At 67.4% G+C, this 23864-nt stretch carries 20 protein-coding genes; 7 read left to right on the forward strand and 13 right to left on the reverse strand.

Translation table 11 applies throughout. The features are described 5' to 3' along the window. Positions 1 to 217 precede the first annotated feature (217 nt). From D7006_RS11785 to D7006_RS11810, 6 genes are all read right to left on the reverse strand, one after another. The gene (locus D7006_RS11785) at positions 218 to 1318 is read right to left on the reverse strand and encodes a branched-chain amino acid ABC transporter substrate-binding protein (RefSeq protein ID WP_237356736.1); all 1101 of its coding nucleotides are present in this window, start codon (positions 1316 to 1318) and stop codon (positions 218 to 220) included. Between the two features lie 124 nt (positions 1319 to 1442). Continuing rightward, entirely contained in the window at positions 1443 to 1901 is a 459-nt protein-coding gene (locus tag D7006_RS11790) for a DUF6867 family protein (protein WP_237356737.1), read from the reverse strand. Position 1902: 1 nt separating this feature from the next. Then, positions 1903 to 2676: an ABC transporter ATP-binding protein gene (locus D7006_RS11795; RefSeq protein ID WP_169120512.1), complete on the reverse strand. Its 774-nt coding sequence runs from the start codon at positions 2674 to 2676 to the stop codon at positions 1903 to 1905. Then, a complete protein-coding gene (locus D7006_RS11800; protein ID WP_229644030.1) occupies positions 2673 to 3617 on the reverse strand; it encodes an ABC transporter ATP-binding protein in 945 nt (314 codons plus the stop codon). The genes D7006_RS11795 and D7006_RS11800 overlap by 4 nt, the downstream gene beginning before the upstream one ends. Further along, positions 3617 to 5104: a high-affinity branched-chain amino acid ABC transporter permease LivM gene (gene livM / locus D7006_RS11805; protein WP_237356738.1), complete on the reverse strand. Its 1488-nt coding sequence runs from the start codon at positions 5102 to 5104 to the stop codon at positions 3617 to 3619. Before livM ends, D7006_RS11800 begins: the two co-directional genes overlap by 1 nt. Continuing rightward, positions 5104 to 6021, reverse strand: a complete 918-nt coding sequence (locus tag D7006_RS11810) for a branched-chain amino acid ABC transporter permease (protein WP_169120498.1) — start codon at positions 6019 to 6021, stop codon at positions 5104 to 5106. Before D7006_RS11810 ends, livM begins: the two co-directional genes overlap by 1 nt. Positions 6022 to 6385: 364 nt before the next feature. On the opposite strand from D7006_RS11810, the gene D7006_RS11815 reads away from it, so the two are divergent. The 4 genes from D7006_RS11815 to D7006_RS11830 all read left to right on the forward strand — a co-directional run bounded on the left by D7006_RS11815 (position 6386) and on the right by D7006_RS11830 (position 11395). After that, positions 6386 to 7450 (forward strand): bile acid:sodium symporter family protein, encoded by a 1065-nt coding sequence (locus D7006_RS11815; RefSeq protein ID WP_237356739.1) that lies wholly within the window; start codon positions 6386 to 6388, stop codon positions 7448 to 7450. A gap of 161 nt (positions 7451 to 7611) precedes the next feature. Continuing rightward, positions 7612 to 8130 (forward strand): (2Fe-2S)-binding protein, encoded by a 519-nt coding sequence (locus tag D7006_RS11820; RefSeq protein ID WP_169120494.1) that lies wholly within the window; start codon positions 7612 to 7614, stop codon positions 8128 to 8130. 76 nt (positions 8131 to 8206) lie between these two features. Beyond that, positions 8207 to 10585 (forward strand): xanthine dehydrogenase family protein molybdopterin-binding subunit, encoded by a 2379-nt coding sequence (locus D7006_RS11825; RefSeq protein WP_237356740.1) that lies wholly within the window; start codon positions 8207 to 8209, stop codon positions 10583 to 10585. Positions 10586 to 10594: 9 nt separating this feature from the next. Continuing rightward, positions 10595 to 11395: a xanthine dehydrogenase family protein subunit M gene (locus D7006_RS11830; RefSeq protein ID WP_237356741.1), complete on the forward strand. Its 801-nt coding sequence runs from the start codon at positions 10595 to 10597 to the stop codon at positions 11393 to 11395. 12 nt (positions 11396 to 11407) lie between these two features. Here D7006_RS11830 and D7006_RS11835 read toward each other — a convergent pair whose 3' ends face one another. Beyond that, positions 11408 to 12925, reverse strand: coding sequence for an EAL domain-containing protein (locus D7006_RS11835; protein WP_237356742.1), 1518 nt, complete (start codon positions 12923 to 12925; stop codon positions 11408 to 11410). Positions 12926 to 13206: 281 nt separating this feature from the next. On the opposite strand from D7006_RS11835, the gene D7006_RS11840 reads away from it, so the two are divergent. Continuing rightward, positions 13207 to 13908 carry a TMEM175 family protein gene (locus D7006_RS11840; protein ID WP_237356743.1) on the forward strand — a complete coding sequence of 234 codons (702 nt, stop codon included), beginning with the start codon at positions 13207 to 13209 and terminating at the stop codon, positions 13906 to 13908. Here the strand turns inward: D7006_RS11840 and D7006_RS11845 are convergent. The 5 genes from D7006_RS11845 to D7006_RS11865 all read right to left on the reverse strand — a co-directional run bounded on the left by D7006_RS11845 (position 13892) and on the right by D7006_RS11865 (position 18618). Next, positions 13892 to 14233 (reverse strand): hypothetical protein, encoded by a 342-nt coding sequence (locus tag D7006_RS11845; protein WP_197023024.1) that lies wholly within the window; start codon positions 14231 to 14233, stop codon positions 13892 to 13894. The genes D7006_RS11840 and D7006_RS11845 overlap by 17 nt on opposite strands. Before the next feature lie 167 nt (positions 14234 to 14400). Next, positions 14401 to 15573: an isovaleryl-CoA dehydrogenase gene (locus tag D7006_RS11850; protein ID WP_237356744.1), complete on the reverse strand. Its 1173-nt coding sequence runs from the start codon at positions 15571 to 15573 to the stop codon at positions 14401 to 14403. A gap of 129 nt (positions 15574 to 15702) precedes the next feature. Beyond that, complete coding sequence (locus D7006_RS11855) at positions 15703 to 16806, reverse strand: serine/threonine protein kinase (protein WP_237356745.1); 1104 nt, start codon at positions 16804 to 16806, stop codon at positions 15703 to 15705. Positions 16807 to 16815: 9 nt separating this feature from the next. Continuing rightward, entirely contained in the window at positions 16816 to 18261 is a 1446-nt protein-coding gene (gene trmFO, locus D7006_RS11860) for a methylenetetrahydrofolate--tRNA-(uracil(54)-C(5))-methyltransferase (FADH(2)-oxidizing) TrmFO (protein WP_237356746.1), read from the reverse strand. Positions 18262 to 18456: 195 nt separating this feature from the next. Further along, entirely contained in the window at positions 18457 to 18618 is a 162-nt protein-coding gene (locus D7006_RS11865; protein ID WP_169120482.1) for a DUF1127 domain-containing protein, read from the reverse strand. Between the two features lie 316 nt (positions 18619 to 18934). Between D7006_RS11865 and D7006_RS11870 the strand changes: the two genes are divergently transcribed. Continuing rightward, the gene (locus tag D7006_RS11870; RefSeq protein ID WP_237356747.1) at positions 18935 to 19651 is read left to right on the forward strand and encodes an FkbM family methyltransferase; all 717 of its coding nucleotides are present in this window, start codon (positions 18935 to 18937) and stop codon (positions 19649 to 19651) included. Between the two features lie 30 nt (positions 19652 to 19681). On the opposite strand, the gene uvrA is transcribed toward D7006_RS11870, so the two are convergent. Then, the gene (gene uvrA, locus D7006_RS11875) at positions 19682 to 22819 is read right to left on the reverse strand and encodes an excinuclease ABC subunit UvrA (RefSeq protein ID WP_237356748.1); all 3138 of its coding nucleotides are present in this window, start codon (positions 22817 to 22819) and stop codon (positions 19682 to 19684) included. Between the two features lie 451 nt (positions 22820 to 23270). Here uvrA and ssb point away from each other — a divergent pair, with 451 nt between their 5' ends. Continuing rightward, on the forward strand, positions 23271 to 23831 hold the full coding sequence (gene ssb / locus D7006_RS11880) for a single-stranded DNA-binding protein (protein ID WP_237356749.1): 561 nt from the start codon (positions 23271 to 23273) through the stop codon (positions 23829 to 23831). Positions 23832 to 23864 lie beyond the last annotated feature (33 nt).

Below are 23864 nucleotides of genomic sequence, written 5' to 3' on the forward strand. Positions count from 1 at the left end.
AAAGGTTCTGGCGCGGGGCCGTTGGTCCGGCCTTCGCACGCCGGGCTTCGGGCGCATGGGACGCGCCTTGCCCTTGTGGCAGCATGATTGCCAAACCGGGGTCCGAAGACAAGCGTGGCACCGTGGCCCCTGAAGCCGAAAATTGGCTCAAACGAAAAAGCCTGCGCCGGGGGGCGCAGGCTTCGGATGTGTCAGATGTCGATTGAACGGTGAGGCATCACAGCTCGCTGTAGGTGCCGTCCTTCCAGACGTAGACCACGTAGTCGAGCTTGGTGATGTCGCCCTTCTTGTCGAAGGTGAGCGGGCCGAGCACGGTGTCGAACTTCATACCCGAGTGGATCTTCTCAGCCACCTTCTTGGGGTCGAGGGACTTGGCCGCCTCGGCCGCCTGCTTGATGACCTGCACGCCGGCATAGGAGTAGAGCACGTAGCCCTCGGGATCGACGCCCTTGGCCTTGAACTTATCCACGATGGCCTTGGCGGCGGGGTTCTTGCGCGGGTCGGGACCGAAGGTGGTCAGGGTGCCGGTGGCACCGTCGCCGGCGATGGACCAGAACTCCTTGTCGATCATGCCGTCGCCGCCCATGAGGACGGTCTTCAGGCCCTGGTCACGCATCTGGCGCACGATCAGGCCGGCTTCCGGATAGAGGCCGCCGAAATAGACGAGGTCGGCGCCGGACGCCTTGATCTTGGAGACGAGCGCCGAATAGTCCTTCTCCTTCGGGTTGATGCCCTCGTAGAGAACTTCCTTCATGCCGCCCTTGTTGAGGGCCTTCTGAGTCTCGTCGGCGAGGCCCTTGCCGTAGGGCGTCTTGTCGTGGACGACGGCGATCTTCTTGCCCTTGAAGTTCTTCAGGATGTAGGCGCCGGCCACAGCGCCCTGCTGGTCGTCGCGACCGCAGGTGCGGAACGTGTTCCACATCTTGCGCTCGGTGAAGGTGGGGTTGGTGGAGGCGGGGCTGATCTGCAGCACGCCAGCCTCTTCATAGTCCTGCGAGGTCGGGATGGACACGCCGGAGTTGTAGTGGCCGATGACGAACTTGGCGCCGTCGGTGATCAGCTTGTTGGCCGCCGACTTGCCCTGCTCGGGCTTGCCGCCGTCGTCACCCACCAGGAACTCGATCTTCTGGCCGAGGATGCCGCCGGAGGCGTTGATGTCGGCGATGGCCTGCTCGGTGCCGTTCTTCAGCTGGGCGCCCACGGCGGCGAGATCGCCGGTGATGGGGCCGGCAACGGCGATCTTCACCTGCGCCTGGGCCTGCGCCGCCAGGACGAGGCCGGCGCCGAGCGCCAGCGACGCCATCAAAAGCTTCTTCATGCCTTGTCTCCCCTTCTGCACCCCGCCGCCGTCACGGCCGGCGAGGTTGAATCCGTTGGTGGCGCATTGTGCCGCAATCACGAGTCGTGTCGATCCCTCTCATGACGAGATCGGCGACCATTCCTCAGCTGCTGCCAAGCTTGCGCGGACGCCACGCGACGCTGCCGTGCCGCTCGTACATCCAGCCATATTGCACCGTCATCTGCCGCTGCCGCATGGCGCGGAAGCCGAGCGTCGCGATGGAGGCGAGCAGCACGAATTCCACCGCCAGCGGCTCGGGATCGAACAGCGTCGCCTGGAACAACGCGAAGTGGCAGAAGCGCACCGCGCAGGCGAGCAACCCACAATAAACCAGAAGATGGAGGTAGGGGTCCCACGATCGGGCCACCGCCTTGCCGGTGAGCCAAGCCGCGCCGCCGCCGAGGAACAGCGTCACCAGCAGGAAGTCGGCAAGCGAAGCGCCGATCAGCTCCTCCGGCCACACGAAGAGCGTCGCAACCAGCACCACCAGCGCAATGGCGGGGCCGAGGAGCATGGGGGAGGTGATGCGGCCGGGATCGCGCGCGGGATGGATTGCGGTCACGTCAGCGCCCTCCTTCCAGATAGGCGGCGCGCACTTCTGGCCGGGCGAGCAGTTCCGCGCCGGTGCCGGACATGGTGACGAGGCCGTTCACCATCACATAGCCGCGGTGGGCGAGCTTCAGCGCATGGAAGGCGTTCTGCTCCACCAGGAACACGGTGAGCCCCTCGGTGCGGTTGAGCATGCGGATGGCGTCGAAGATCTGCCGAACGACCAAGGGCGCGAGGCCGAGGGAGGGTTCGTCCAGCAGCAGCAGGCGCGGGCGGCTCATGAGGGCGCGCGCGATGGCCAGCATCTGCTGCTCGCCGCCGGAGAGCGTGCCGCCGCGCTGGGCGATGCGCTCCTTCAGCCGCGGGAACAAGGTGAACATGCGCTCCAGATCCTCGGCGAAATGGGCGTTGCCGTCGATGGCGGCGCCCATCTGCAGATTCTCGTAGACCGTCATGCGCGGGAAGATGCGCCGGCCTTCCGGAGACTGCGCGATCCTGAGGCGCATGATCTCGTGGGTGGGCAGGGCCGTGATGTCCCGTCCGGCATAGATGATGCGGCCGTCGCGGGCGCGGGGGCTGCCGCAGATGGTCATCATCAAGGTGGACTTGCCGGCGCCGTTGGCGCCGATGAGGGTGACGATCTCGCCCTCATTCACCTCGATGTCCACGCCCTTGAGCGCGATGATGTTGCCGTAATAGGCGGTGACGCCCGAGACGGAGAGCAGCGGCGCCTTGCGCGCGGCGGGAGCGGGAGAGGTCACGGCCTTGGTGTCCGGCTGGATGCTCATGCCCCCGCCTCCACCACCGCGACGGCCTCTTCCTCGTCCTCGACGCCGAGATAGGAGGCGATGACGCGCGGGTCGTTGCGCACCTCGTCGGGTGTGCCGTCGGCGATCTTGGAGCCGTATTCCAGCACGACCACGTGGTCCGAGATTTCCATCACCACCGACATGTCGTGCTCGATGAGCAGGATGGAGGCCTGATGCTCGCGCCGGATGGACAGCAGCAGCTCGTTCAGCGCCGCGGATTCGCGCGGGTTGAGGCCGGCGGCGGGCTCGTCCAGGCAGAGCAGAACCGGGTCCGTGCACATGGCACGGGCGATCTCGAGCCGGCGCTGGTCGCCATAGGGCAGGTCGCCCGCCGGATCGTCGGCGCGGTCCACGAGGCCGATCTTGTTGAGCCAGTAGAGCGCGCGGTCCACGGCGCCCTTCTGCTTCCGCTGCCAGGACGGCAAATTGAGGATCGCGGCGGGGTTGAGCAGGCCCGAAGTGGTCAGCGACATGTGCTGCGCCACAAGCAGGTTTTCCAGGATGGTCATTCCCGAGAACAGGCGGATGTTCTGGAAGGTCCGTGCCACCCGCGCCCAGGAGGCGACCTTGTGGTCGGGCAGGCGCTCCAGCAGATAGAGCGCGCCGGCCTCCGACTTGCCCCAAGCGAGGCCCGAGGCGGTGACGCCGTCCACTTCCGCGTCCGTCGCCGGGCCGCCGTGGAACAGGGCGAGGCGGCCGGTGCTGGGCTTGTAGAATCCGGTGATGCAGTTGAAGACCGTGGTCTTGCCCGCGCCGTTCGGCCCGATCACCGCCGTCACCTCGCCTCGCCCCGCGACGAAGGACACGTCATTGACGGCAACGAGGCCGCCGAAGCGCATGGAGAGGTGATCGACCTTCAGGATCGGATTGCGGTCCCAGGCCCGGCTCTCGCGGGCGGGGCTTGCGCTCTCGCCCGCCATCAGCCGTGCCCTTCCTTCACCAACGACCCGGACACCGCCTTGCGCTCCTTCAGGAAGATGGTGGGCATGCGGCTGGAGACGAGGCCGCGCGGGCGCCACACCATCACCGCCACCATGGCGAAGCCGAAGATGAGCATGCGGTAGAGGGAGGGGTCGAAGTCCGAGCCGAACAGGAAATCGGCCTTCAGGAAGGAGAGGTTGCGCAGCAGCTCCATGCCGCCAATGAGCAGAATCGCCGCGCCCGCGACGCCCATCTGCGAGCCCATGCCGCCGAGCACGACGATGGCGAGGATCACCGCCGATTCCATGAAGGTGAAGCTCTCGGGCGAGACGAAGCGGATGCGCACGGCGAAGAAGGCGCCGGCAAAGCCGCCGAACATGGCGCCCGTGGCGAAGGCCGTGAGCTTGGTCAGCGTGGTGTTGATGCCCAGCGACCGGCAGGCGATCTCATCCTCGCGCAGCGCTTCCCACGCCCGGCCCACCGGCATCTTCCTCAGGCGGATGGTGACGACAGCGGTGAGCGCCGCGAGGCCCAGGATGACGAAATAGAGAAAGAACATGCGGTGCATGGAGTTGAACTCCAGCCCGAAGATGCTGGCGAAGCCGGTTTCGGAGGAATCGAACGGCACGCCGAAGAAGGTGATGGGCGGGATGGAGGAGATGCCCGCGCCGCCATTGGTCAGCGACACCCAGTTGATGAGCACGAGGCGGATGATCTCGCCGAAGGCCAGGGTGACGATGGCGAGATAGTCGCCGCGCAGCCGCAGCACCGGGAAGCCGAGAATGACGCCCCACATGGCGGCGAGGATGCCGGAGAGCGGCAGGCAGATCCAGAACGCCCAGGCCGTCCAGAAGTCGTCGCCCAGCGTGCCGGCGAAGAAGTCGTTGATGGGCACGCTGGTGGAGAGCAAAGCGAAAGTGTAGGCGCCCACCGCGTAGAAGGCGACGTAGCCCAGATCCAGCAGGCCCGCGAGGCCCACCACGATGTTGAGGCCCCATCCCAGCATCACATAGGTGAGCACGTAGATGCCGAGGTCCACCCAGTAGCGGCTCGGGCTCAGCCCGCCGGCGAGCAGGATGGACAGGAACGGGTAGAGGATGGCGAAGCTGAAGAACACCGGCTTCACCGCCGGCGAGGCCAGCGCGCCGAGACGGGCCATGACGCCGGGCGTGGTCGAGACGCGGCGGGGCGGCCGGTTCGGGTTCCACACCGTGACCATGAGCAGGAAACGGCCCACCATCACGATGCCGGCGAAGATGGCGACCAGCCCGAAGCGATAGGTGAGCACCAGCGAGCCGGTGCTCGATTCGCTGGCGCGGAAGCCGACGAGGGGCAGGAAGAGCAGGGCGGTCAGCAGGCCGCTGACAAGGGCGTCCTTGAAGGCCCCCGCCACGGCGGAGGTCCGCTCCGGCCCACGGGGCTTTTCCGCCGGAACCGGGGAGGGGTCGGGCACATCGGCGAGATCGGAACCGGAGACCGGAGCCATCACACCTTCTCCACTTCCGGCCGGCCGAGCAGGCCCTGCGGCAGGAAGATGAGCGTGACCACAAGGATGGAGAACGCCGCCACATCCTTGTATTCAATGGAGAAATAGGCCGACCAGAAGGTCTCGATGAGACCGATGAGGATGCCCCCCAGCACCGCGCCCGGCAGCGAGCCGATGCCGCCCAGCACGGCCGCGGTGAAGGCCTTCACGCCGGGCACGAAGCCGTCGGCGAAGTTCACGACGCCGTAATACATCAGGTACATGACGCCCGCGACGGCAGCGAGGGCGGCGCCGATGACGAAGGTGAGGGCGATGGTCTGGTCCACGTTCACGCCCAAGAGCGCCGCCATCTTGCGGTCCTGCTCGCACGCCCGCTGGGCGCGGCCGAGGGGCGTCTTCTTGACGAGATACCAGAAGCCCGCGAGCAGCACCGCCGTCACCACCATGATGATGATCTGCTTGTAGGCGAGCGTCACCTCGTAGCCGTTGGTCTCGCGGATGACGATCACCTCCGTCACCATGGGCGGCAGCGGCTTGTTGCGCGGGCCCTGCGCCACCTGCACGAAGTTCGAAAGCAGGATGGACATGCCGATGGCGGAAATCATCGGCGCCAGGCGGAAGGAGCCGCGCAGGGGCCGGTAGGCCACGCGCTCGATGGTCCAGCTCACGAGGCCCGTGAACAGCATCGCCACCACCAGCGTGATGGCGAGGATGAGGAAGATGGAGCTGAGGCCGACCACCGTCGTCAGCAGCAGCACGCATATGAGCGCGATGAAGGCGCTGACCATGAACACGTCGCCGTGGGCGAAGTTCACCATTCCGATGATGCCGAAGACCATCGTGTAGCCGATGGCGATCAGTCCGTAGATCGACCCGAGGGTCAATCCGTTGATGAGCTGCTGGAGGAAGACATCCATCCGCCGCTTGAACCCCTCTGTTCGGGCGCCTCTTATCTCATCGTGCCCGATGATTGTGCGCTGCCGTATTTGAGAGTCATAACCCGGCCCTTCGGCCGACACAATTGCGTCGCGAACCCCGTCAACGGGAGCTTTCGGCCAAGCTTCGACTGCCTTTATTTCGGCCTTGCAGGGGGCGGGCGCAGGTGGATACCTTCCTGGTATATTGTCGACACCAAGATCGGCGCAGCCGTGGCCGGGCATCTCAGATGCCGGGTGGCGGAAGAAGCGGAGCCTTTCCGCGCCTCAGGCGCAGCGGGCTTCGATGGGGACGGGAAGCGGCCGCGGGGAGGGGACATCATCCCCACGCCTCGTCACACGGCTCATGTTGTCACGACTGAAGCTCGATCCCTTTCTCGTCGCCCTCGCCACCACCGTCGTCCTTGCCCTCGCCTGGCCAAAGCCCGGCGTCACCGGCGGCATCCTCCACGCCGACAAGGCGGCGACGTGGGGCGTGGCGGTCATCTTCCTGCTCTACGGCGTCTCGCTGTCTCCACGGCGGCTGATCGAGAGCGCCGCGCGCTGGGATCTGCACCTCGTGGTGCAGGCTACAACCTTCCTCGTCTTCCCGGCGGTGGTCGTGGGTGCGCTGGCGCTCGCCGGCGGACTGTTCCCGGAGCCGCTCGCCATCGGCTTCTTCTTCCTCGCGGCGCTGCCCTCCACCGTGTCTTCCTCGGTGGCGATGACCTCGCTGGCGCGGGGCAACGTGCCCGTCGCCATCTTCAACGCCTCCATCTCCAGCCTCATCGGCGTGTTCGCCACCCCGGCTTTGATGGCGTGGTATCTCCACGCGGTGGGCGGCGGGATGGATCTCGGCGCGGTCATCCTGAAGCTGGTGACGCTGGTGGTGCTGCCGCTGGCCCTCGGCCAGGCGCTGCGGCCGCTGCTGCTCAAGACCGTGGAGCGGCACCGCGCATTCGTGAAGGCGGCGGACCGCGTGGTGATCCTCGCCATCGTCTACAATTCGTTCTGCGACAGCGTGGTTTCCGGCGTGTGGAAGGGCCTGAGCCCGCTGCTGCTCGCCGAAGTGATCGTCGCCGTCGTCGGCCTGTTCGCGGTGGTCTACGCGCTGACGCGCGGCGTGTGCCGGCTGATGGGTTTTTCCGCGCCGGACACGGTGGCGGTGGCCTTCTGCGGCTCCAAGAAGTCGCTGGCGACGGGTCTGCCCATGGCCCACGTGATGTTCGGCGCGGCACCGGCCCTGTCGCTCATCATCACGCCCATCATGCTCTACCACTTCCTCCAACTGGTCATCGTGGGCGTCATCGCCAACCGCTTCGCCTCCCGGGCCGATGCACTGGCGATGATCGATGCGGAGGAGACCGAGCCCTCGCTGATCGCCGAGGACGACGCCTTGCCCTTGCCGGAGCCCGCGCGCACGAGAGCGTGACGGGTTCCCCATCGGGGCACCCCCGTCTTGACCGCGTCACCGGCGCCGTCCCACATTGGAGGAATGAAAAACGGCCGGCCGCCGTGAGTGCCGGACGCGGGGACGAACCCCGCGCCGGAAGACTGCCCGGGCAACCGGGGGCCGGCTCAGGGAGGTGAGGCATGTCCGAGGCGACGACCATCGTTCGCGTCCCCGTCCGTCTGACCGTGAACGGCAAGTCCGTCTCAGCCGAGATCGATCCGCGCACTCTCCTGGTGCAGTTCCTGCGCGAGACGCTGGACCTGACCGGAACGCATGTGGGCTGCGACACCAGCCAATGCGGGGCCTGCGTCGTCCATCTCGACGGGGTGGCCGTGAAGTCCTGCACGGTTCTCGCCGCGCAGGCGGACGGCGCGTCCGTCACCACCATCGAGGGGCTGGCGACCGGCGGCAAGCTGCACCCGATGCAGGAAGCCTTCCGCGAGAACCACGGCCTGCAGTGCGGCTTCTGCACGCCGGGCATGATCATGAGCGCGGTGGATCTCGTGGCCCGCTTCGGCCCCGACCTCGACGAGGCGACCATCCGCGAGAACCTCGACGGCAATATCTGCCGCTGCACGGGCTATCACAACATCGTCAAGTCGGTGGCTGCGGGCGCCGCCGCCATGGGCTCCGCCGAGGCGCCGCGCGCCGCCGAATAGGCGGCTGCCGCACCCCGTCCGTCACGCATCTCGCAGACATAGCCCGCCCGCAAAGGGCGGCGCCGGGAGGATCCCGATGAACGCCAGCGTTTCCAGCTCCGTCACGCCCATCGGCGCCGCGGTCCGGCGCAAGGAAGACCACCGCTTCATCACCGGCAAGGGCCGCTACACGGACGATCTCGACCGTCCCGGGCAGACCTACGCCTATTTCGTCCGCTCGCCCTATGCCCACGCCCGCATCCGCCACATCGACCCCACCGCGGCCAAGGCCATGCCGGGCGTGGTGGACGTGCTCACCGGCGCGGACATCGCCGCCGACGGCTTGGGCGACCTCATCTGCGGCTGGATGATCCATTCCAAGGACGGCAGCCCCATGAAGATGGGCTCCCATCCGGCGCTGGCGAAGGAGAAGGTGCGCTATGTGGGCGACCACGTGGCCGTCGTCATCGCCGAGACGCTGAACGAGGCGAAGGACGCCGCGCTGGCGGTGGAGGTGGAATACGAGCTGCTCCCCGCCGTCGCGGACCTCGCCACGGCGACGGACGGCGAGCAGATCCACGACTGCGCCCCTCGCAACACCGCCTTCGAGTGGGAGCTGGGCGACAAGGCCGCCACCGAGGCCGCGTTCGCCCGCGCGGCGAAGGTGACGAGCATCGACATCGTCAACAACCGCCTCGCCCCCAACGCCATCGAGCCCCGTGCGGCCATCGGCGAATATGATTCCGGCGACGAGGCCTTCACCCTCTGGACCACCAGCCAGAACCCGCACGTCGCCCGCCTCGTGCTCTCCGCCTTCGTCGGCATCGCGCCGGAGAACAAGCTGCGCGTCATCGCCCCGGACGTGGGCGGCGGCTTCGGCTCCAAGATCTTCATCTATGCGGAGGAGACGGTCTGCGCCTGGGCCTCCAAGAAGGTGGGGCGGCCGGTGAAGTGGACGGCGGACCGCTCGGAGGCCTTCCTGTCCGACGCCCACGGCCGCGACCACATCACCCATGCCGAGCTGGCCATGGACGAGGCCGGCCACATCATCGGCTTCCGGATCAAGACGCGCGCCAACATGGGCGCCTATCTCTCCACCTTCGCCTCCTCCATCCCGACCTATCTCTACGCGACGCTGCTGTCGGGCCAGTACGCCATCCCCGCCATCTATTGCGAGGTGGATGCCATCTACACCACCACCGCCCCGGTGGACGCCTATCGCGGCGCCGGCCGGCCGGAGGCGACGTTCCTGCTGGAGCGCATCGTGGAGAAGGCGGCGCGCGAGCGCGGCGAGGACCCGGCGGAGTTCCGCCGGCGCAACTTCATCAAGTCCTTCCCGCACCAGACGCCCGTCATCATGTGCTACGACGCGGGCGATTACGTCGCCTCCCTCGACAAGGCGCTGGAGGTGGCGGACTACAAGGGCTTCCCGGCCCGCCGCGCGGAATCCGAGCGCAACGGCAAGCTCAGGGGCATCGGCCTCTCCGCCTATATCGAGGCCTGCGGCATCGCCCCCTCGGCGGCGGTGGGCTCGCTTGGCGCCGGCGTGGGCCTGTGGGAAAGCGCGGAGGTGCGCGTCAATCCCACCGGCAATGTGGAGGTGCTCACCGGCTCCCACAGCCACGGGCAGGGACACGAGACCACCTTCGCCCAGCTCGTCTCCGCCCGCCTCGGCATCCCCATCGATCAGGTGAGCGTGGTTCACGGCGACACCGACAAGGTGCAGTTCGGCATGGGCACCTACGGCTCGCGCTCCGGCGCCGTCGGCATGTCGGCCATCGTGAAGGCGCTCGACAAGGTGGAGGCCAAGGCGAAGAAGATCGCCGCCCACATGCTGGAAGCCTCGGAAGGGGACATCGAGTTCAAGGACGGCAGGTTCACGGTCGCCGGCACCGACCGCTCGCTCGCCTTTGCCGAGGTGGCGCTCAACGCCTATGTGGCGCACAAATTCCCCACCTCCGAGATCGAGCCGGGGCTGAAGGAGGGGGCGTTCTACGACCCCACCAACTTCACCTTCCCCGCCGGCTGCCACATCTGCGAGCTGGAGGTGGACCCGGAGACCGGCGTCGTCGAGATCAAGTCCTTCGTCGCCATCGACGATTTCGGCGAGATCATCAATCCGATGATCGTGGAAGGGCAGGTGCACGGCGGCATCGGGCAGGGCATCGGCCAGGCGCTGATGGAAGGCGTCACCTATGACGAGGACGGCCAGCTCGTGACCGGCTCCTACATGGACTACACCATGCCCCGCGCCGGCGACCTGCCCTCCTTCACCGTGGGCATGACGCAGACCCGCTGCCCCTCGAACCCGCTCGGCATCAAGGGCTGCGGCGAGGCCGGGGCCATCGGCGCGCCGCCCGCCGTCATCAACGCGCTCACCAACGCCCTCGGCACCGAGGACGTGCCCATGCCCGCCACGCCCTCCAGGGTGTGGGCCATCGCGCAGGCGCGCGCTTCCCGTCTTGCTGCGGAATAGGAGGACGCCATGTACGCCTTCGACTATCAGCGTCCCGACGCCATCGCCGCCGCTGCCGCGATCCTCTCCGCCGATCCGGAGGCCAAGGCGCTGGCCGGCGGGCAGACCCTGCTGCCGACCCTGAAGCAGCGCCTCGCCCAGCCGACCGCGCTGGTGGACCTCTCCCGCATCCCGGAACTCTCCGGCATCTGCGCCACGACGGAAGGCGTCTCCATCGGCGCCATGACGCGCCATGCGGAGGTGGCCGCCTCGGATGTGGTTCGCGCCGCCATCCCGGCCCTCTCCGATCTCGCCGGCATGATCGGCGACGTGGCGGTGCGCAACCGGGGCACCATCGGCGGGTCGCTGGCCAATGACGACCCGACCGCCGACTATCCCGCCGCGGTGCTCGCCTTGAACGCGAGCGTGGTCACCGACCGCCGCTCCATCGGCGCGTCCGACTACTTCCGCGGCCTGTTCGAGACGGCGCTGGAGGAGGGGGAGATCATCACCCGCGTGGACTTCCCCAAGGTGGAGAAGGCCGGCTACGCCAAGTTCCGCAATCCGGCCTCGCGCTATGCCATGGCTGGCGTGTTCGTGGCGAAGACGGCAGCCGAGGTGCGGGTGGCGGTGACGGGGGCAGGGCAGTCCGGCGTGTTCCTGTGGACCGAGGCGGGGGACATCCTCTCCTCCGATTTCACGGTCCAGGCCATCTCCGGCCTCGCGCTCGATCCCTCCAACCTCATGAGCGACCTGCACGGCAGTGCCGAATACCGGGCGCAGCTGGCGAAGGTGATGCTGAAGCGGGCGCTCGCCTCGATCACGGGGTGAGAGCGGCCGGCCCTATCGGCGTCTGGCTGTCCAGAAGACGAGGAATGCCGAGGCCGGAAGGGCCTTCGAGTAAAGCCAGCCCTGGGCGAAGCTCACGCCCTGGGTGCGCAGATATTCGGCCTGGTTCTCGGTTTCCACACCCTCGGCGATGATCTGCAGTTTCAGCTCGTGTCCCATGGCGATGATGTAGGGGGTCACGTCGCGCGTGGGCGCCTCCGTATTGACGGCGGCGATGAAAGACCGGTCGATCTTCAGAAGATCGATGGGCAGGTTCTGGATGTAGTTGAGGCCCGAATATCCCGTACCGAAATCGTCGATGGCGGTCCTGTGGCCGCGGCGGCGCAGTTCGAGGAGCGTGGCGCGCGCCCCGTCCACATCGATGAAGCTGCGCTCCGTCGCTTCGAGCCATATCTGCCGTGGCTGGATGCCGGAGCCGTCCAGCACACGCTCCAGCACCGGCAGGATGCGCCCGGTGGTGATGTCGACGGCGCTGAGGTTGATGCTGACATGCGCGTGCGGGTCATCGCGCAGCAGGTCTCCGAGATCGTCGATGACGGCGGACAGCATCTGGTCGGTCAGGCGCCCGATCAGGCCGGTTTCCTCGGCGAGGGGGATGAACATATCAGGCGGAGTCTGGCTGCCGTCCGCACGCGGCCAGCGCACGAGCGCCTCGGCGCCGATGCAGCGCCCCGTGGCCAGCTCGATGATCGGCTGGTAGTGCGCGACCAGTTCGCCCTTCTTCAGCGCCTTCGCCAGTTCGGTGCGGGGCGAGCTTTGCCGGCGCAGCACCAGCAGCCCCGACGCGGCCGACAGCAGCGCGATCGCGGCCGAAAGGGGCAGGAGGACCGCCCGATTGGCCTGCAGATGCTCCTTGAATGTGATGCGCGGCTGACGGACGGTCACGGCCCAGTTGCGCGAGACCTTCTCGACGCGCGCATCCTCTGCGTCCGGCGTCGCGTGTCGGTCCCGGTCAAGATAGCTCGCATAGATGGGCAGGCCGCCGCGGGTGCGGACTTCCGAGATCGTGAATGGGTTGGAGGTCTCCCACTCATTGAAGAACTGTCTCTGGTCGACGAGGACGCTGTACTCGCGCAGGCGCAGGATGAGGATCGCCCGGTCAGTGCCGAAATTGGTCGGCCGCCAGTTCAGGATGAGGCCGATGCCATCCGGCTGCTCGATCTGGACCGGGGCTCGCACCAGCCTGTAGTTCAGCATGCCCCACGAATTGCACTCGACCACGTCCCCCGCGCCATAGCCGATGTTGACAACAGACAACGCCTCTTCGGTGATCTGCAACATCGCGCGAATATGCTGTGGCGAGCAGGGCGGAAAGGGCATCGCTGCAATGGTGCGCAGCGCCGACACCGCATCGGCGTAGACCGCGTCGGTATGATCAAGAACTCGCAATGCATAGGCATTGAGTTGTTCTTGCTGCGTGGAAAGAGCAAACCGCCATGACACATAAAGGGTCGGCGCCAGCGGCACCATCGTGCCGATAACGGTTGCAAGAACGACCAATGCCCAGGTCAATCCCCGGCTCATGTCGGATGCCCAAAAGGTGCAGCAATCATGTCCGACAGAGAATGTCGGCCGGTATTGTGCTACACGCTCGCATGATCTATACGCTAATTATCTTGCTTCAGTGGGTCATGATTATTTCATTAATGGCAAAAAGCCATTGGCGCAAATGAAGGTGACGTGCGCAGTTCGAGACCGTCGAGGGGCGTTGCGACGGGCGAGACGCCCGATTGCGACTGTCCAGCCCGGCCGGGCTGCCGCATGCGTCGTGCCGGCGGCACGGAGCGCGTAGGATGCAATCCAGCGGCAGGAGCCTCTTTCCCAAGGCGCGTGTGGACGCCCTGAGCGACGGTATTTTCGCCTTCGCGATGACGCTGCTGGTGCTGGACATCCGCTTGCCCGACGACCTTCCGCTCACCTCGGCAGCGGAACTGACGGCGCATCTGGTCTCGCTGTCGCACCAGATGCTGACCTATGTAATTTCCTTCTTCGTGCTGGGTGCCTTCTGGCGCAGCGGCATCGAGATCCGGCCCACCAGCGAGAGGGTGGACCGGCACACGGTGCGCCTTGCGTTGCTATTCCTGTTCTTCGTCACCACCGTGCCGTTCTCGTCGGGGCTGGTGGGGCGTTATGGCGGGCTGGCGCCGGCGGTGGTGGTCTATGCCGGCAACATGACCATGCTGGCCGTGCTGACCATCGCCATCAGATATCTGGATGTGGAGCCTAAGCATCGGTCGCTGCGCGGCGCGGCCGGCGGCGTGCTGCCCCTGTTCATCGCGACCGCGATCCCTCTCGGTGCTCATCAGCGCCGTCGCGCCGCGACAGGCCATGTACGCCTACCTGCTGACCGGGCTGGCGCGCCTGCCCTTCTGGCCGCGCGGCGGCTACGGCGCAGCGGACTGACCAAAAGGAAAGGCCGGCGCAGGGGTGCCCCGCGCCGGCCTTTCACTCAATCACGTGGCGATCACTTCCGCCCGATCACTTCACGCCGATGACGCCGCCCACGGCACCACCGACCGCGCCGACCGCGCCACCGACCACCGCGCCCACGGGGCCAGCGGCCTTCTCGCCTTCCTTGGCGCCCTTCTCGGCGCCGGTGCCGGTGCCCTTGACGCCGCCGGCGACACCGCCCGCGACCGCACCGCCCACACCGCCGACCGTGCCGCCGACGCCAGCGCCGACCGGGCCGGCCGCCTTGTCACCGGCCGAAGCGCCGGCATTGGCGCCCTGCTCGGCACCCTTCACCACGCCCTGCGCGAACGCGGCGGCGGGGGCCAGAGCCAAAGAGAGAGCGGTAGCGGCCAGAATGATCTTCTTCATGGCATTCCATCCTTCGGTTCGTCACTTCGACAGGCGACGGGAGCCGTTGCTTCCGCCGCCGAGCGCGCGACCGTGGGGCGTCGTGGTGCGCAGACCCGCCCCTACGATAATCCGCCGGTCGACCTCCCGCCAGACACGCTGACGGGAGCTTCGCCGCAGCGGTGGTATCAGGCGGTCTTGTCGAAAAGCTGGCGGCCGATGAGCATCCGCCGGATTTCGCTGGTGCCGGCGCCGATCTCATAGAGCTTGGCGTCGCGCAGCAGGCGGCCGGTAGGATAATCGTTGATGTAGCCGTTACCGCCGAGGGTCTGGATGGCTTCGAGCGCCATCCAGGTGGCCTTTTCCGCCGCATAGAGAATGGCGCCGGCCGCGTCCTCGCGGGTGGTGGCACCGCGATCGCAGGCCTTGGCCACGGCATAGACGTAGGCCTTGGTGGCGTTCATGGTCACGTACATGTCGGCGATCTTGCCCTGCATCAGCTGGAAGGTGCCGATGGGCTGGCCGAACTGCTTGCGCTCGTGGACATAGGGCATCACCACATCCATGCACGCCTGCATGATGCCGGTGGGGCCGCCTGCCAGCACCGCACGCTCATAGTCGAGCCCGCTCATGAGCACGTTGACGCCCTTGCCCACGGCGCCCAGCACGTTCTCCTCCGGCACCTCGCAATCCTCGAACACCAGTTCGCCGGTGTCGGAGCCGCGCATGCCGAGCTTGTCGAGCTTTTGGGCGGTGGAGAAGCCCTTGAAGCCCTTCTCCACGAGGAAGGCCGTCATGCCCTTGGGGCCGGCGGTGGGGTCGGTCTTGGCATAGACCACCAGCGTCTCGGCGATGGGGCCGTTGGTGATCCACATCTTGGAGCCGTTGAGGACGTAGCGGTCGCCCTTCTTCTCCGCGCGCGTGCGCATGGAGACCACATCCGAGCCCGCGCCCGGCTCCGACATGGCGAGCGCGCCCACATGCTCGCCCGAAATGAGCTTGGGCAGGTACTTCGCCTTCTGCTCCGGCGTGCCGTTGCGGCTGATCTGGTTGACGCAGAGGTTCGAATGCGCGCCATAGGAGAGGCCCACCGAGGCGGAGGCGCGGGAAATCTCCTCCATGGCGATGACGTGCTCGAGATAGCCGAGGCCGGAGCCGCCATATTCCTCCTCCGCCGTCACGCCGAGCAGGCCCAGCGCGCCGAGCTTGGGCCACAGGTCGCGGGGGAACTGGTTGGTCTTGTCGATCTCGGCGGCGCGCGGGGCGATCTCGGCCTGGGAGAAATCGCGCACGGTGTCGCGCAGCATGTCGGCGGTTTCGCCGAGGTCGAAATCGAAACCCCCGGGGGCGTTCGGCAGCATGGTCACATCCTCCCTCGCTCCCCGGATTCTCATGCGCGGTCGTGGCCGCCGCCAGGAAGCGGGGCCTAGAATAAAACGGTTGTCCGTTTAATCAATGGGCCGTGCACGGCCCGCGCCGCACAACTTTCGTCAGGCGGCGGGGCGGGTGATGCGATCGGTGAGGTTGAGCCGGCCACGGGCGATCTCCGCCACCTGAAGCCGCACGGCCTCCGAGCCGGCGAGCTGGTCCAGCATCTCGATCTGGTTGCGGGCAATGAGCAGCAGCAGATCATCGCGCACCGCGCCGTCAGGCCCCTTGGGCAGGGCGGCGACGATCTGGAGGTGATCGAGGTGCGGCCGGTCGGGCAGGGCGGCCGCGAGATGGGCGCGCAGGGCATCCGCCGTCACCGGCGCGGACGGCGCGACGAAGGCATAGAGGCCCACCTTGCCGCCCAGCGTCTGGAAATCCGACATATGCACTTCCGCCACGGCGGGATGGCTGGCAAGGGCGGCGGCGATGCGCGGCCCCACCTGTGTCACCCGCGGGCCGCGGCCCTCGGTGTCGGAATAGGACATCAGCCGCCGCGTGACGAAGCGGTAGACCTTCTTGCCCGTGGCCATCCACACGCGGGTGGGCAGGCTCTTGGTGGCCAGCACCTTCTTCTCGCGCGGCGTCAGCCGGTCCGGGCAATAGGTGCGCTTGTGCTTTAGGAGGTGGCGCAGATCCTCATAGGCCAGCACGCGGCCGAGCTTGGACCGCCGGCTGAAGGGCAGAGCGAGCTGGAAGTCCATCAGCCACGCCTCGCCATCCGCCCCGCGCAGCCAGTTCTGCTGCTTGGCGAGGTCGTTATGGACGTAGCCGGCGCGGTGCAGCGTCAGCAGCGCGGCGCGGGCGGAGTGGAAGAAGTGCATGTCCCCGGCCGGCCGGGCGATCTGCAGCGGCGCGCCGTCGATCCAGCCGCGAACGAGGAAGCGCTTGCCGACGGCGAGGAGCGGCGTGGTCACGCCGGTGCGCGTCACCTTCTCCAGCGCATGGATCTCGTGGGCCGCGAGCTGGTAGGCGATGGGCGCGAACCAGAGCGAGACGTCGTTCCAGCGCCGACGCACGGCGGGCCATTCCCGGCCGTGGCGGTCGGTCCAGGTGCCGCGCTCCACGGTGGAGAAGACATCGCGCTTCAGCACCGTATCCACGGCGAAGCGGGCCGGGTCGGCATCATATTCCAAAGGCGGCGGCGTGACGGACTGGCGCGGCATCCGGGCCTCTTAAGCCGCCTGTTGCGGGCTGTCGAGCCAGGTGAGGATGTCCGCCAGGGCCCGCGCGGCGAGCGCCTTCTTCTTGGCGAGCGTCTTCTCGGCGCCGCGCAGGCGCTTGCCGCCCTCGCCCTTGGGAGCCTCGGCGAGCGGGGGAAACAGACCGAAATTCACGTTCATGGGCTGGAAGGAGCGGGGGCCGCCTTCCGCTTCCGCTTCGATATGCCCGCCGGTGATGTGGGCGAGCAGCGCGCCGTGCGCCGTGGTGAGCGGTGGCAGCGGCACGTCCAGCCCAAGCCGCTCGGCTGCGGCGAAGCGCCCGGCCATGAGGCCGACCGCCGCGCTCTCCACATAGCCCTCGCAGCCGGTGATCTGGCCGGCGAAGCGCAGGCGGGGATCGGCCTTCAGGCGCAGGGTGCCGTCGAGAAGGCGCGGGGAATTGAGATAGGTGTTGCGGTGGAGGCCGCCGAGCCGGGCGAACTCGGCATTTTCCAGCCCCGGTATGGTGCGGAACACGCGGGCCTGCTCGCCATGGCGCAGCTTCGTCTGGAAGCCGACCATGTTGTAGAGCGTGCCCAGCTTGTTGTCCTGCCGCAGCTGGACGATGGCATAGGCCTTCACGTCCGGCGCGTGGGGATTGGTGAGGCCCACCGGCTTCATGGGGCCGAAGCGCAGCGTCTCGCGGCCCCGCTCGGCCATCACCTCGATGGGCAGGCAGCCGTCGAAATAGGGGGTCTTGGCCTCGAAGTCGCGGACCGGCGCCTTGTCGCCGGAGATCAGCGCATCGACGAAGGCGTTGTACTGCGCCTCGTCCATGGGGCAGTTGATGTAGTCCGCGCCCGTGCCGCCCGGCCCCGCTTTGTCATAGCGCGACTGAAACCAGGCCTTGCCCATGTCGATGCTGTCGAAATGCACGATGGGCGCGATGGCATCGAAGAAGGCGAGGGCACTTTCGCCGGTGAGGCCCAGGATCGCCTCGGCCAGCGCCGGGGAGGTGAGGGGGCCGGTAGCGAGGATCACGTTATCCCACTCGGCCGGGGGCAGGCCGGTGATCTCCTCGCGACGGATCTCGATGAGCGGGTGCGCCTCCAGCGCTGCGGTGACGGCGCGGGAGAAGCCCTCCCGGTCCACCGCCAGCGCGCCGCCGGCCGGCACCTGATTGGCATCCGCCGCCTTGAGGATCAGCGAGCCGGCGCGGCGCATCTCCGCATGGAGCACGCCCACGGCATTGCCCTGCGGATCGTCGGAGCGGAAGGAATTGGAGCAGACGAGTTCGGCGAGACCGTCGGTGAGGTGGGCTTCGGTGCCGCGCACGGGCCGCATCTCGTGAAGCACCACGGGAATGCCCCGCGTGGCCAGCTGCCAACTTGCCTCCGAGCCCGCGAGCCCTCCGCCGACCACATGGACGGGTGCGACATTATCGCCATTCGGACGGTCGGGCCAAAAAGTGTCAGGCATCGCGGCTCCAGTGTGCCGCCGGCAATCGGGGGCACCCGGCGGGACAAGCGGTGTGCCACACGCGCCGCTGGGACTTCAACCCTCAGAGCCTTTGGGAGCCATGGAGGGGGCCCAAAAACGAAAATGGTCCCCTCAGGGGACCATTCTCCGGTGCCGGCCCGAAGGCCGGCTCAGCCATGGCGGCGTCGCGTGAAATCAGGCGACGGCCGAAGCGTGGCGGGCCACGGCCCGGATTTCGCTGCGCGACACGTTGATGTCGGCGAGGGAGCGATCATCAAGGCTGGACAGCTCCGCAACCGTGCGATTGTAGACCTGCCACCGGCGGAACTGGCGAGCCAGGAAACCCCAGAGCAACATGTTACTTCTCCTCTTGTGGACCGCCTCGCGGCGATTCCACTTGCTGAGGGCAAACATATGCCCACATGCTGCATCGCCATAGGACCGCTGACGCATTGCAGCAATGCAACGCGTGCATGATGGGGCGCCATAGGTCGTTAACCTGTCGGAATATTGCAATGTTGCATTGCATCCCGCTGATGGAGGACATCTCTAGGGCGGTATTTTTATGCCTCCCTGGTGATATACAGAATTTGAGTGGGCGGGGGCCCTCTCGACACGCCATCGCCATGGTGGATGGCGTGACGCAAATGCGTAAGCCGCATGGGGGCATGTGATGAATGTGGCGAGCGCCACCGGTCTTGCCGGGGCCGCGGTCTATACGGCTCAGGAAGAACGTGGACTGACGTCCCGCTTCCTTGGTCCGTCAGGGATTTTCGTGGAGGTGGGGGCCTACGATCCGGTTTTCCAGAGCCAGACGCTGCATCTCGAGCTGACCGGCTGGAGAGGGCTTTTGATCGAGCCGGTGCCGGAATTCGCAGATAATCTGCGGCGCGCGCGGCAGGCTCAGGTGGTCCAGTGCGCCTGTGTCGCGCCCGAAGCTGCGACGGCGGGTCGCGTCGCCCTGCTGGAGCGTCGCGGCAGCAGCACCATCATCTTCAATCCGCGCAAGGTGCGGCCGGAGGACATGGTGATCGAGGTGCCGGCTGCGACCCTGGACTCCGTTCTTGAGGGCGCCGGCGTCTCGACCATCGACTTCCTCTCGGTGGATGTGGAAGGCGCCGAGCCCGACGTCCTGAAGGGGGTGACGCTCAGCCGTTTCCAGCCGAAGCTGGTGGTGGTGGACGACCGCGAGCGGTTCAGCGAGACCTGTGCCGTGCTCCGCAGCGGCAACTACCATCTCGTCCGGCGCACGGGCCACAATGCGTGGTTCGTGCCGCAGGACACCGCCCGGCACCTGAGCCTGCGGGCGCGCGCCCAGCTCATGTGGACCTACGGGCCCGGCCGCCTGCTCCGCCGCCGCATGCGCATCGGCAACGCCCGCATGGCCTGAGCCTGCGGGCGCAAGACACGGGAGGCCGCCTTACTCGGCGGCCTGTCGACGCCGGCGGCCGCGCGCCACACGCGGCGCTTCGGGGGCCTCCGTCGAGGCGGCCTCTTCCGACACGACGGCAGCAGCCTCCACCCCAGGGGCGGGCGCGCCAGCCTCGACATCTTCCGCGACCGGACGCCGCGCGGCCTTGCCGCGACCGGCTGCCGCCGGCTTGGCGTCCGTCCCAGCGCCCGCCTTCCGGTCGTCCGCGAACGGCCGGCGGGCCAGCACGTCGGCGAGGAAGCGGCCGGTGTGGGAGCGCTTGCTGGCCGCCACCGTCTCCGGCGTGCCGGCCACCACGATCTCGCCGCCGCCGTCGCCGCCCTCCGGGCCGAGATCGAGGATCCAGTCGGCGGTCTTGATGACCTCCAGATTGTGCTCGATCACCACCACCGAATTGCCCTGCTCCACGAGTTCGTGCAGCACCTCCAGCAGCTTCTTCACATCATGGAAGTGCAGGCCGGTGGTTGGCTCGTCGAGGATGTAGAGGGTGCGTCCGGTGGCGCGGCGCGACAGCTCCTTGGAGAGCTTCACCCGCTGCGCCTCGCCGCCCGAGAGCGTTGTCGCCTGCTGGCCGACCTTGACGTAATCGAGGCCGACGCGGTGCAGCGTCTCCAGCTTCTCGCGCACCGAGGGCACGGCCTTGAAGAACTGGGCGCCCTCTTCCACCGTCATGTCCAGCACGTCGGCGATGGACTTGTTCTTGAAGGTGACTTCCAGCGTCTCGCGATTGTAGCGCTTGCCCTTGCAGACGTCGCAGGTCACGTACACGTCCGGCAGGAAGTGCATCTCGATCTTGATGACGCCGTCGCCCTGGCAAGCCTCGCAGCGCCCACCCTTCACGTTGAACGAGAAGCGCCCGGCCCCGTAGCCCCGCGCCTTGGCTTCCGGCAGGCCGGCAAACCATTCGCGGATGGGCGTGAAGGCGCCGGTATAGGTCGCCGGATTGGACCGCGGGGTGCGACCGATAGGCGACTGGTCGATGTCGATCACCTTGTCGAGGTGCTCCAGCCCCTCGAGCTTGTCGAACGGGGCTGGGGCCTCGGAGGCGCCGTTCAGCCGGCGGGCCACCGCCTTGTAGAGCGTGTCGATGAGCAGCGTGGACTTGCCGCCGCCTGACACGCCGGTGATGCAGGTGAACAGGCCGAGCGGGATTTCCGCCGTGACATTCTTCAGGTTGTTGCCGCGCGCGCCTGAGAGCTTGAGCATGCGCTTGGGGTTCGGCTTGCGCCGCGCCGGCACGCCGACGCTCAATTCGCCGGTGAGATAACGGCCGGTGAGGGAGGCCGGATTGGCGAGGATTTCCGCCGGCGTGCCCTGCGCCACGATCTCCCCGCCGTGAATGCCCGCGCCCGGGCCCACGTCCACCACATGGTCGGCGGCGAGGATGGCGTCCTCGTCGTGCTCCACCACGATCACTGTGTTGCCGAGGTCGCGCAGGTGCTTCAGCGTGCCGAGCAGCCGCTCGTTGTCGCGCTGGTGCAGGCCGATGGACGGCTCGTCCAGCACGTAGAGCACGCCGGTGAGGCCGGAGCCGATCTGCGATGCCAAGCGGATGCGCTGGCTCTCGCCGCCCGAGAGCGTGCCCGAGGAGCGGGCCAGCGTGAGGTATTCCAGCCCCACGTCCAGCAGGAAGCGCAGCCGCTCGCGGATCTCCTTCAGGATGCGCCCGGCGATCTCGTTCTGCTTGTCGGTGAGCTGGGCGGGCAGGCTCTCAAACCATCCGGCCGCAGCGCGCACCGAGAGCTCGCCGATCTCGCCGATGTGCCGCCCGGCGATCTTCACCGCCAGCGCCTCGGGCTTCAGCCGGTAGCCGTTGCAGACCTTGCAGGGGACGGTGGAGAAGTATTTGGAAATCTCCTCCCGCGCCCAGTCGCTGTCGGTCTCCTTCCAGCGCCGGTCGAGGTTGCGCACCACGCCCTCGAAGGTCTTCGAGGTCTCGTAGGCGCGCATGCCGTCGTCATAGTGGAAGGTGATCTTCTCGCTGCCCGAGCCGAAGAGCAGCACCTCGCGCGCCTGCTCCGGCAGATCGGCGAAGGGCACGTTCAGCTTGAAGTGGTAGTGCTTCGCCAGCGCATCCAGCGTCTGCCCGTAATAAGGCGAGGTGGACTTGGCCCAGGGGGCGATGGCGCCCTGCTTCAGCGAGCGCGCCTTGTCCGGCACCACCAGGTCCGGGTCGATGGTCTGCTCCACGCCGAGGCCGTCGCAGGCCGGGCAGGCGCCGAAGGGATTGTTGAAGGAGAACAGCCGCGGCTCGATCTCCGGAATGGTGAAGCCGGAGACGGGGCAGGCGAACTTCTCCGAGAAGATGATGCGGCGGGGCGCGCCGGCCTCATCCTTCTCGTCGGCGAACTCGGCCACTGCGATGCCGTCCGCGAGGCCGAGGGCGGTCTCGAAGCTGTCGGCAAGCCGCTGGGCAAGGTCCGCGCGGACCACGATGCGGTCCACCACCACGTCGATGTCGTGCTTGAACTTCTTGTCGAGGGTCGGCGCTTCGGCGATCTCGTGGAAGGCGCCGTTGACCTTGACCCGCTGGAAGCCCTTCTTCATCCAGTCGGCCAGCTCCTTGCGGTACTCGCCCTTGCGCCCGCGCACCACCGGCGCGAGCAGATAGAGCCGCGTGCCCTCGGGCAAGGCGAGGGTGCGGTCCACCATCTGCGAGACGGTCTGGCTCTCGATGGGCAGGCCCGTGGCGGGCGAATAGGGCACGCCGGTGCGCGCCCACAGAAGGCGCATGTAGTCGTAGATCTCGGTGACGGTGCCGACCGTGGAGCGCGGATTCTTCGAGGTGGTCTTCTGCTCGATGGAGATGGCCGGCGAGAGACCGTCGATCTGGTCCACGTCCGGCTTCTGCATCATCTCCAGAAACTGGCGGGCATAGGCCGAGAGGCTTTCCACATAGCGCCGCTGGCCTTCCGCATAGATGGTGTCAAAGGCGAGCGAGCTTTTGCCCGAGCCGGACAGGCCGGTGAACACCACCAGGCTGTCGCGGGGGATTTCGAGGTCCACGTTCTTGAGGTTGTGCTCGCGCGCGCCGCGCACCGAAAGCGTGCGGGCATCGCGGCGGGGCACCTCGCGAACGGGGGCTTCGGCCGGGTTGGAACGCGGGGAGGCTGCGCGATCAGACATGGACATCCGCTGGCGCCTGCGGCGCAAAAAGGGGTCGGGGCCTGAGGAACGATCGTGCCGCCCTTGCAGCGGCGGGCTCGCCAGCGGCCGGAAAGCCGCGCAGCGCGCCGGGGAACGTGCTCATGAACTCTCGGAAATGTAGTGAACCTTGTGCAATGCGGAAGAGAACATAATCAGAACTCCGGAGGGCACCACCCAAAAAGAGCCGACGACTCGCATCGGGCGCGCTCGATGCCCTTGCCAGTCTGGGGGAAGTCGGTTAGGAACACAACGTGAACATTGAGATCCTGAGCTGTTACGTGCGGCAGCGCGCGTCGGTTCATCGGTTCATCATGGGGATAAAACCGCGCCGGGGGTCGCATGGCCCGGCGGGGACGGTAGGGTGCGGGATTCGCGGCGCGTCACAACGGCGGCCTGCGGTACGGTGGAACACGGCACGAGGGAGAGCGGGATGGCCGGCAGCGTCAACAAGGTGATCCTGGTCGGCAATCTGGGCCGCGACCCGGAGGTCAAGTCGTTCCAGAACGGCGGCCGCGTCTGCAACCTGTCCATCGCCACGTCCGAAAACTGGCGGGACAAGGCCTCGGGCGAACGCCGCGAGCGCACCGAGTGGCACCGCGTGGTGATCTTCAACGAGAACCTGGTGGGCGTTGCCGAGCGCTTCCTGAAGAAGGGCTCCAAGGTCTACATCGAGGGCCAGCTCGAGACCCGCAAGTATGAGAAGGACGGCCGCGAGACCTACACCACCGAGGTGGTGCTGCGTCCCTATCGCGGCGAGCTGACCCTGCTCGACGGCCGCGAGGGTGGCGGCGCTGGCGCCGACGAGTTCGGCGGCGGCTCCGACTTCGGCTCTGCCAGCCCCATGGGCGGCGGAGGCGGCAGCTTCGGCGGCTATAGCGGCGGCGGCGCCTCGGGCGGCGGGCGCCGTCCGGCCCCGGCTGGCGGCGGAATGGGCGGCGGTTCGAGTGGTGGTCGCCCCGCAGCCGATCTCGACGACGAAATCCCGTTCTGAGGCGCGCCTTCGACTTTGAGGGCGGGGCAAGGC

The sequence above is a fragment of the Xanthobacter sp. YC-JY1 genome (genome assembly GCF_021730305.1).
Lineage (GTDB): Bacteria > Pseudomonadota > Alphaproteobacteria > Rhizobiales > Xanthobacteraceae > Xanthobacter > Xanthobacter flavus.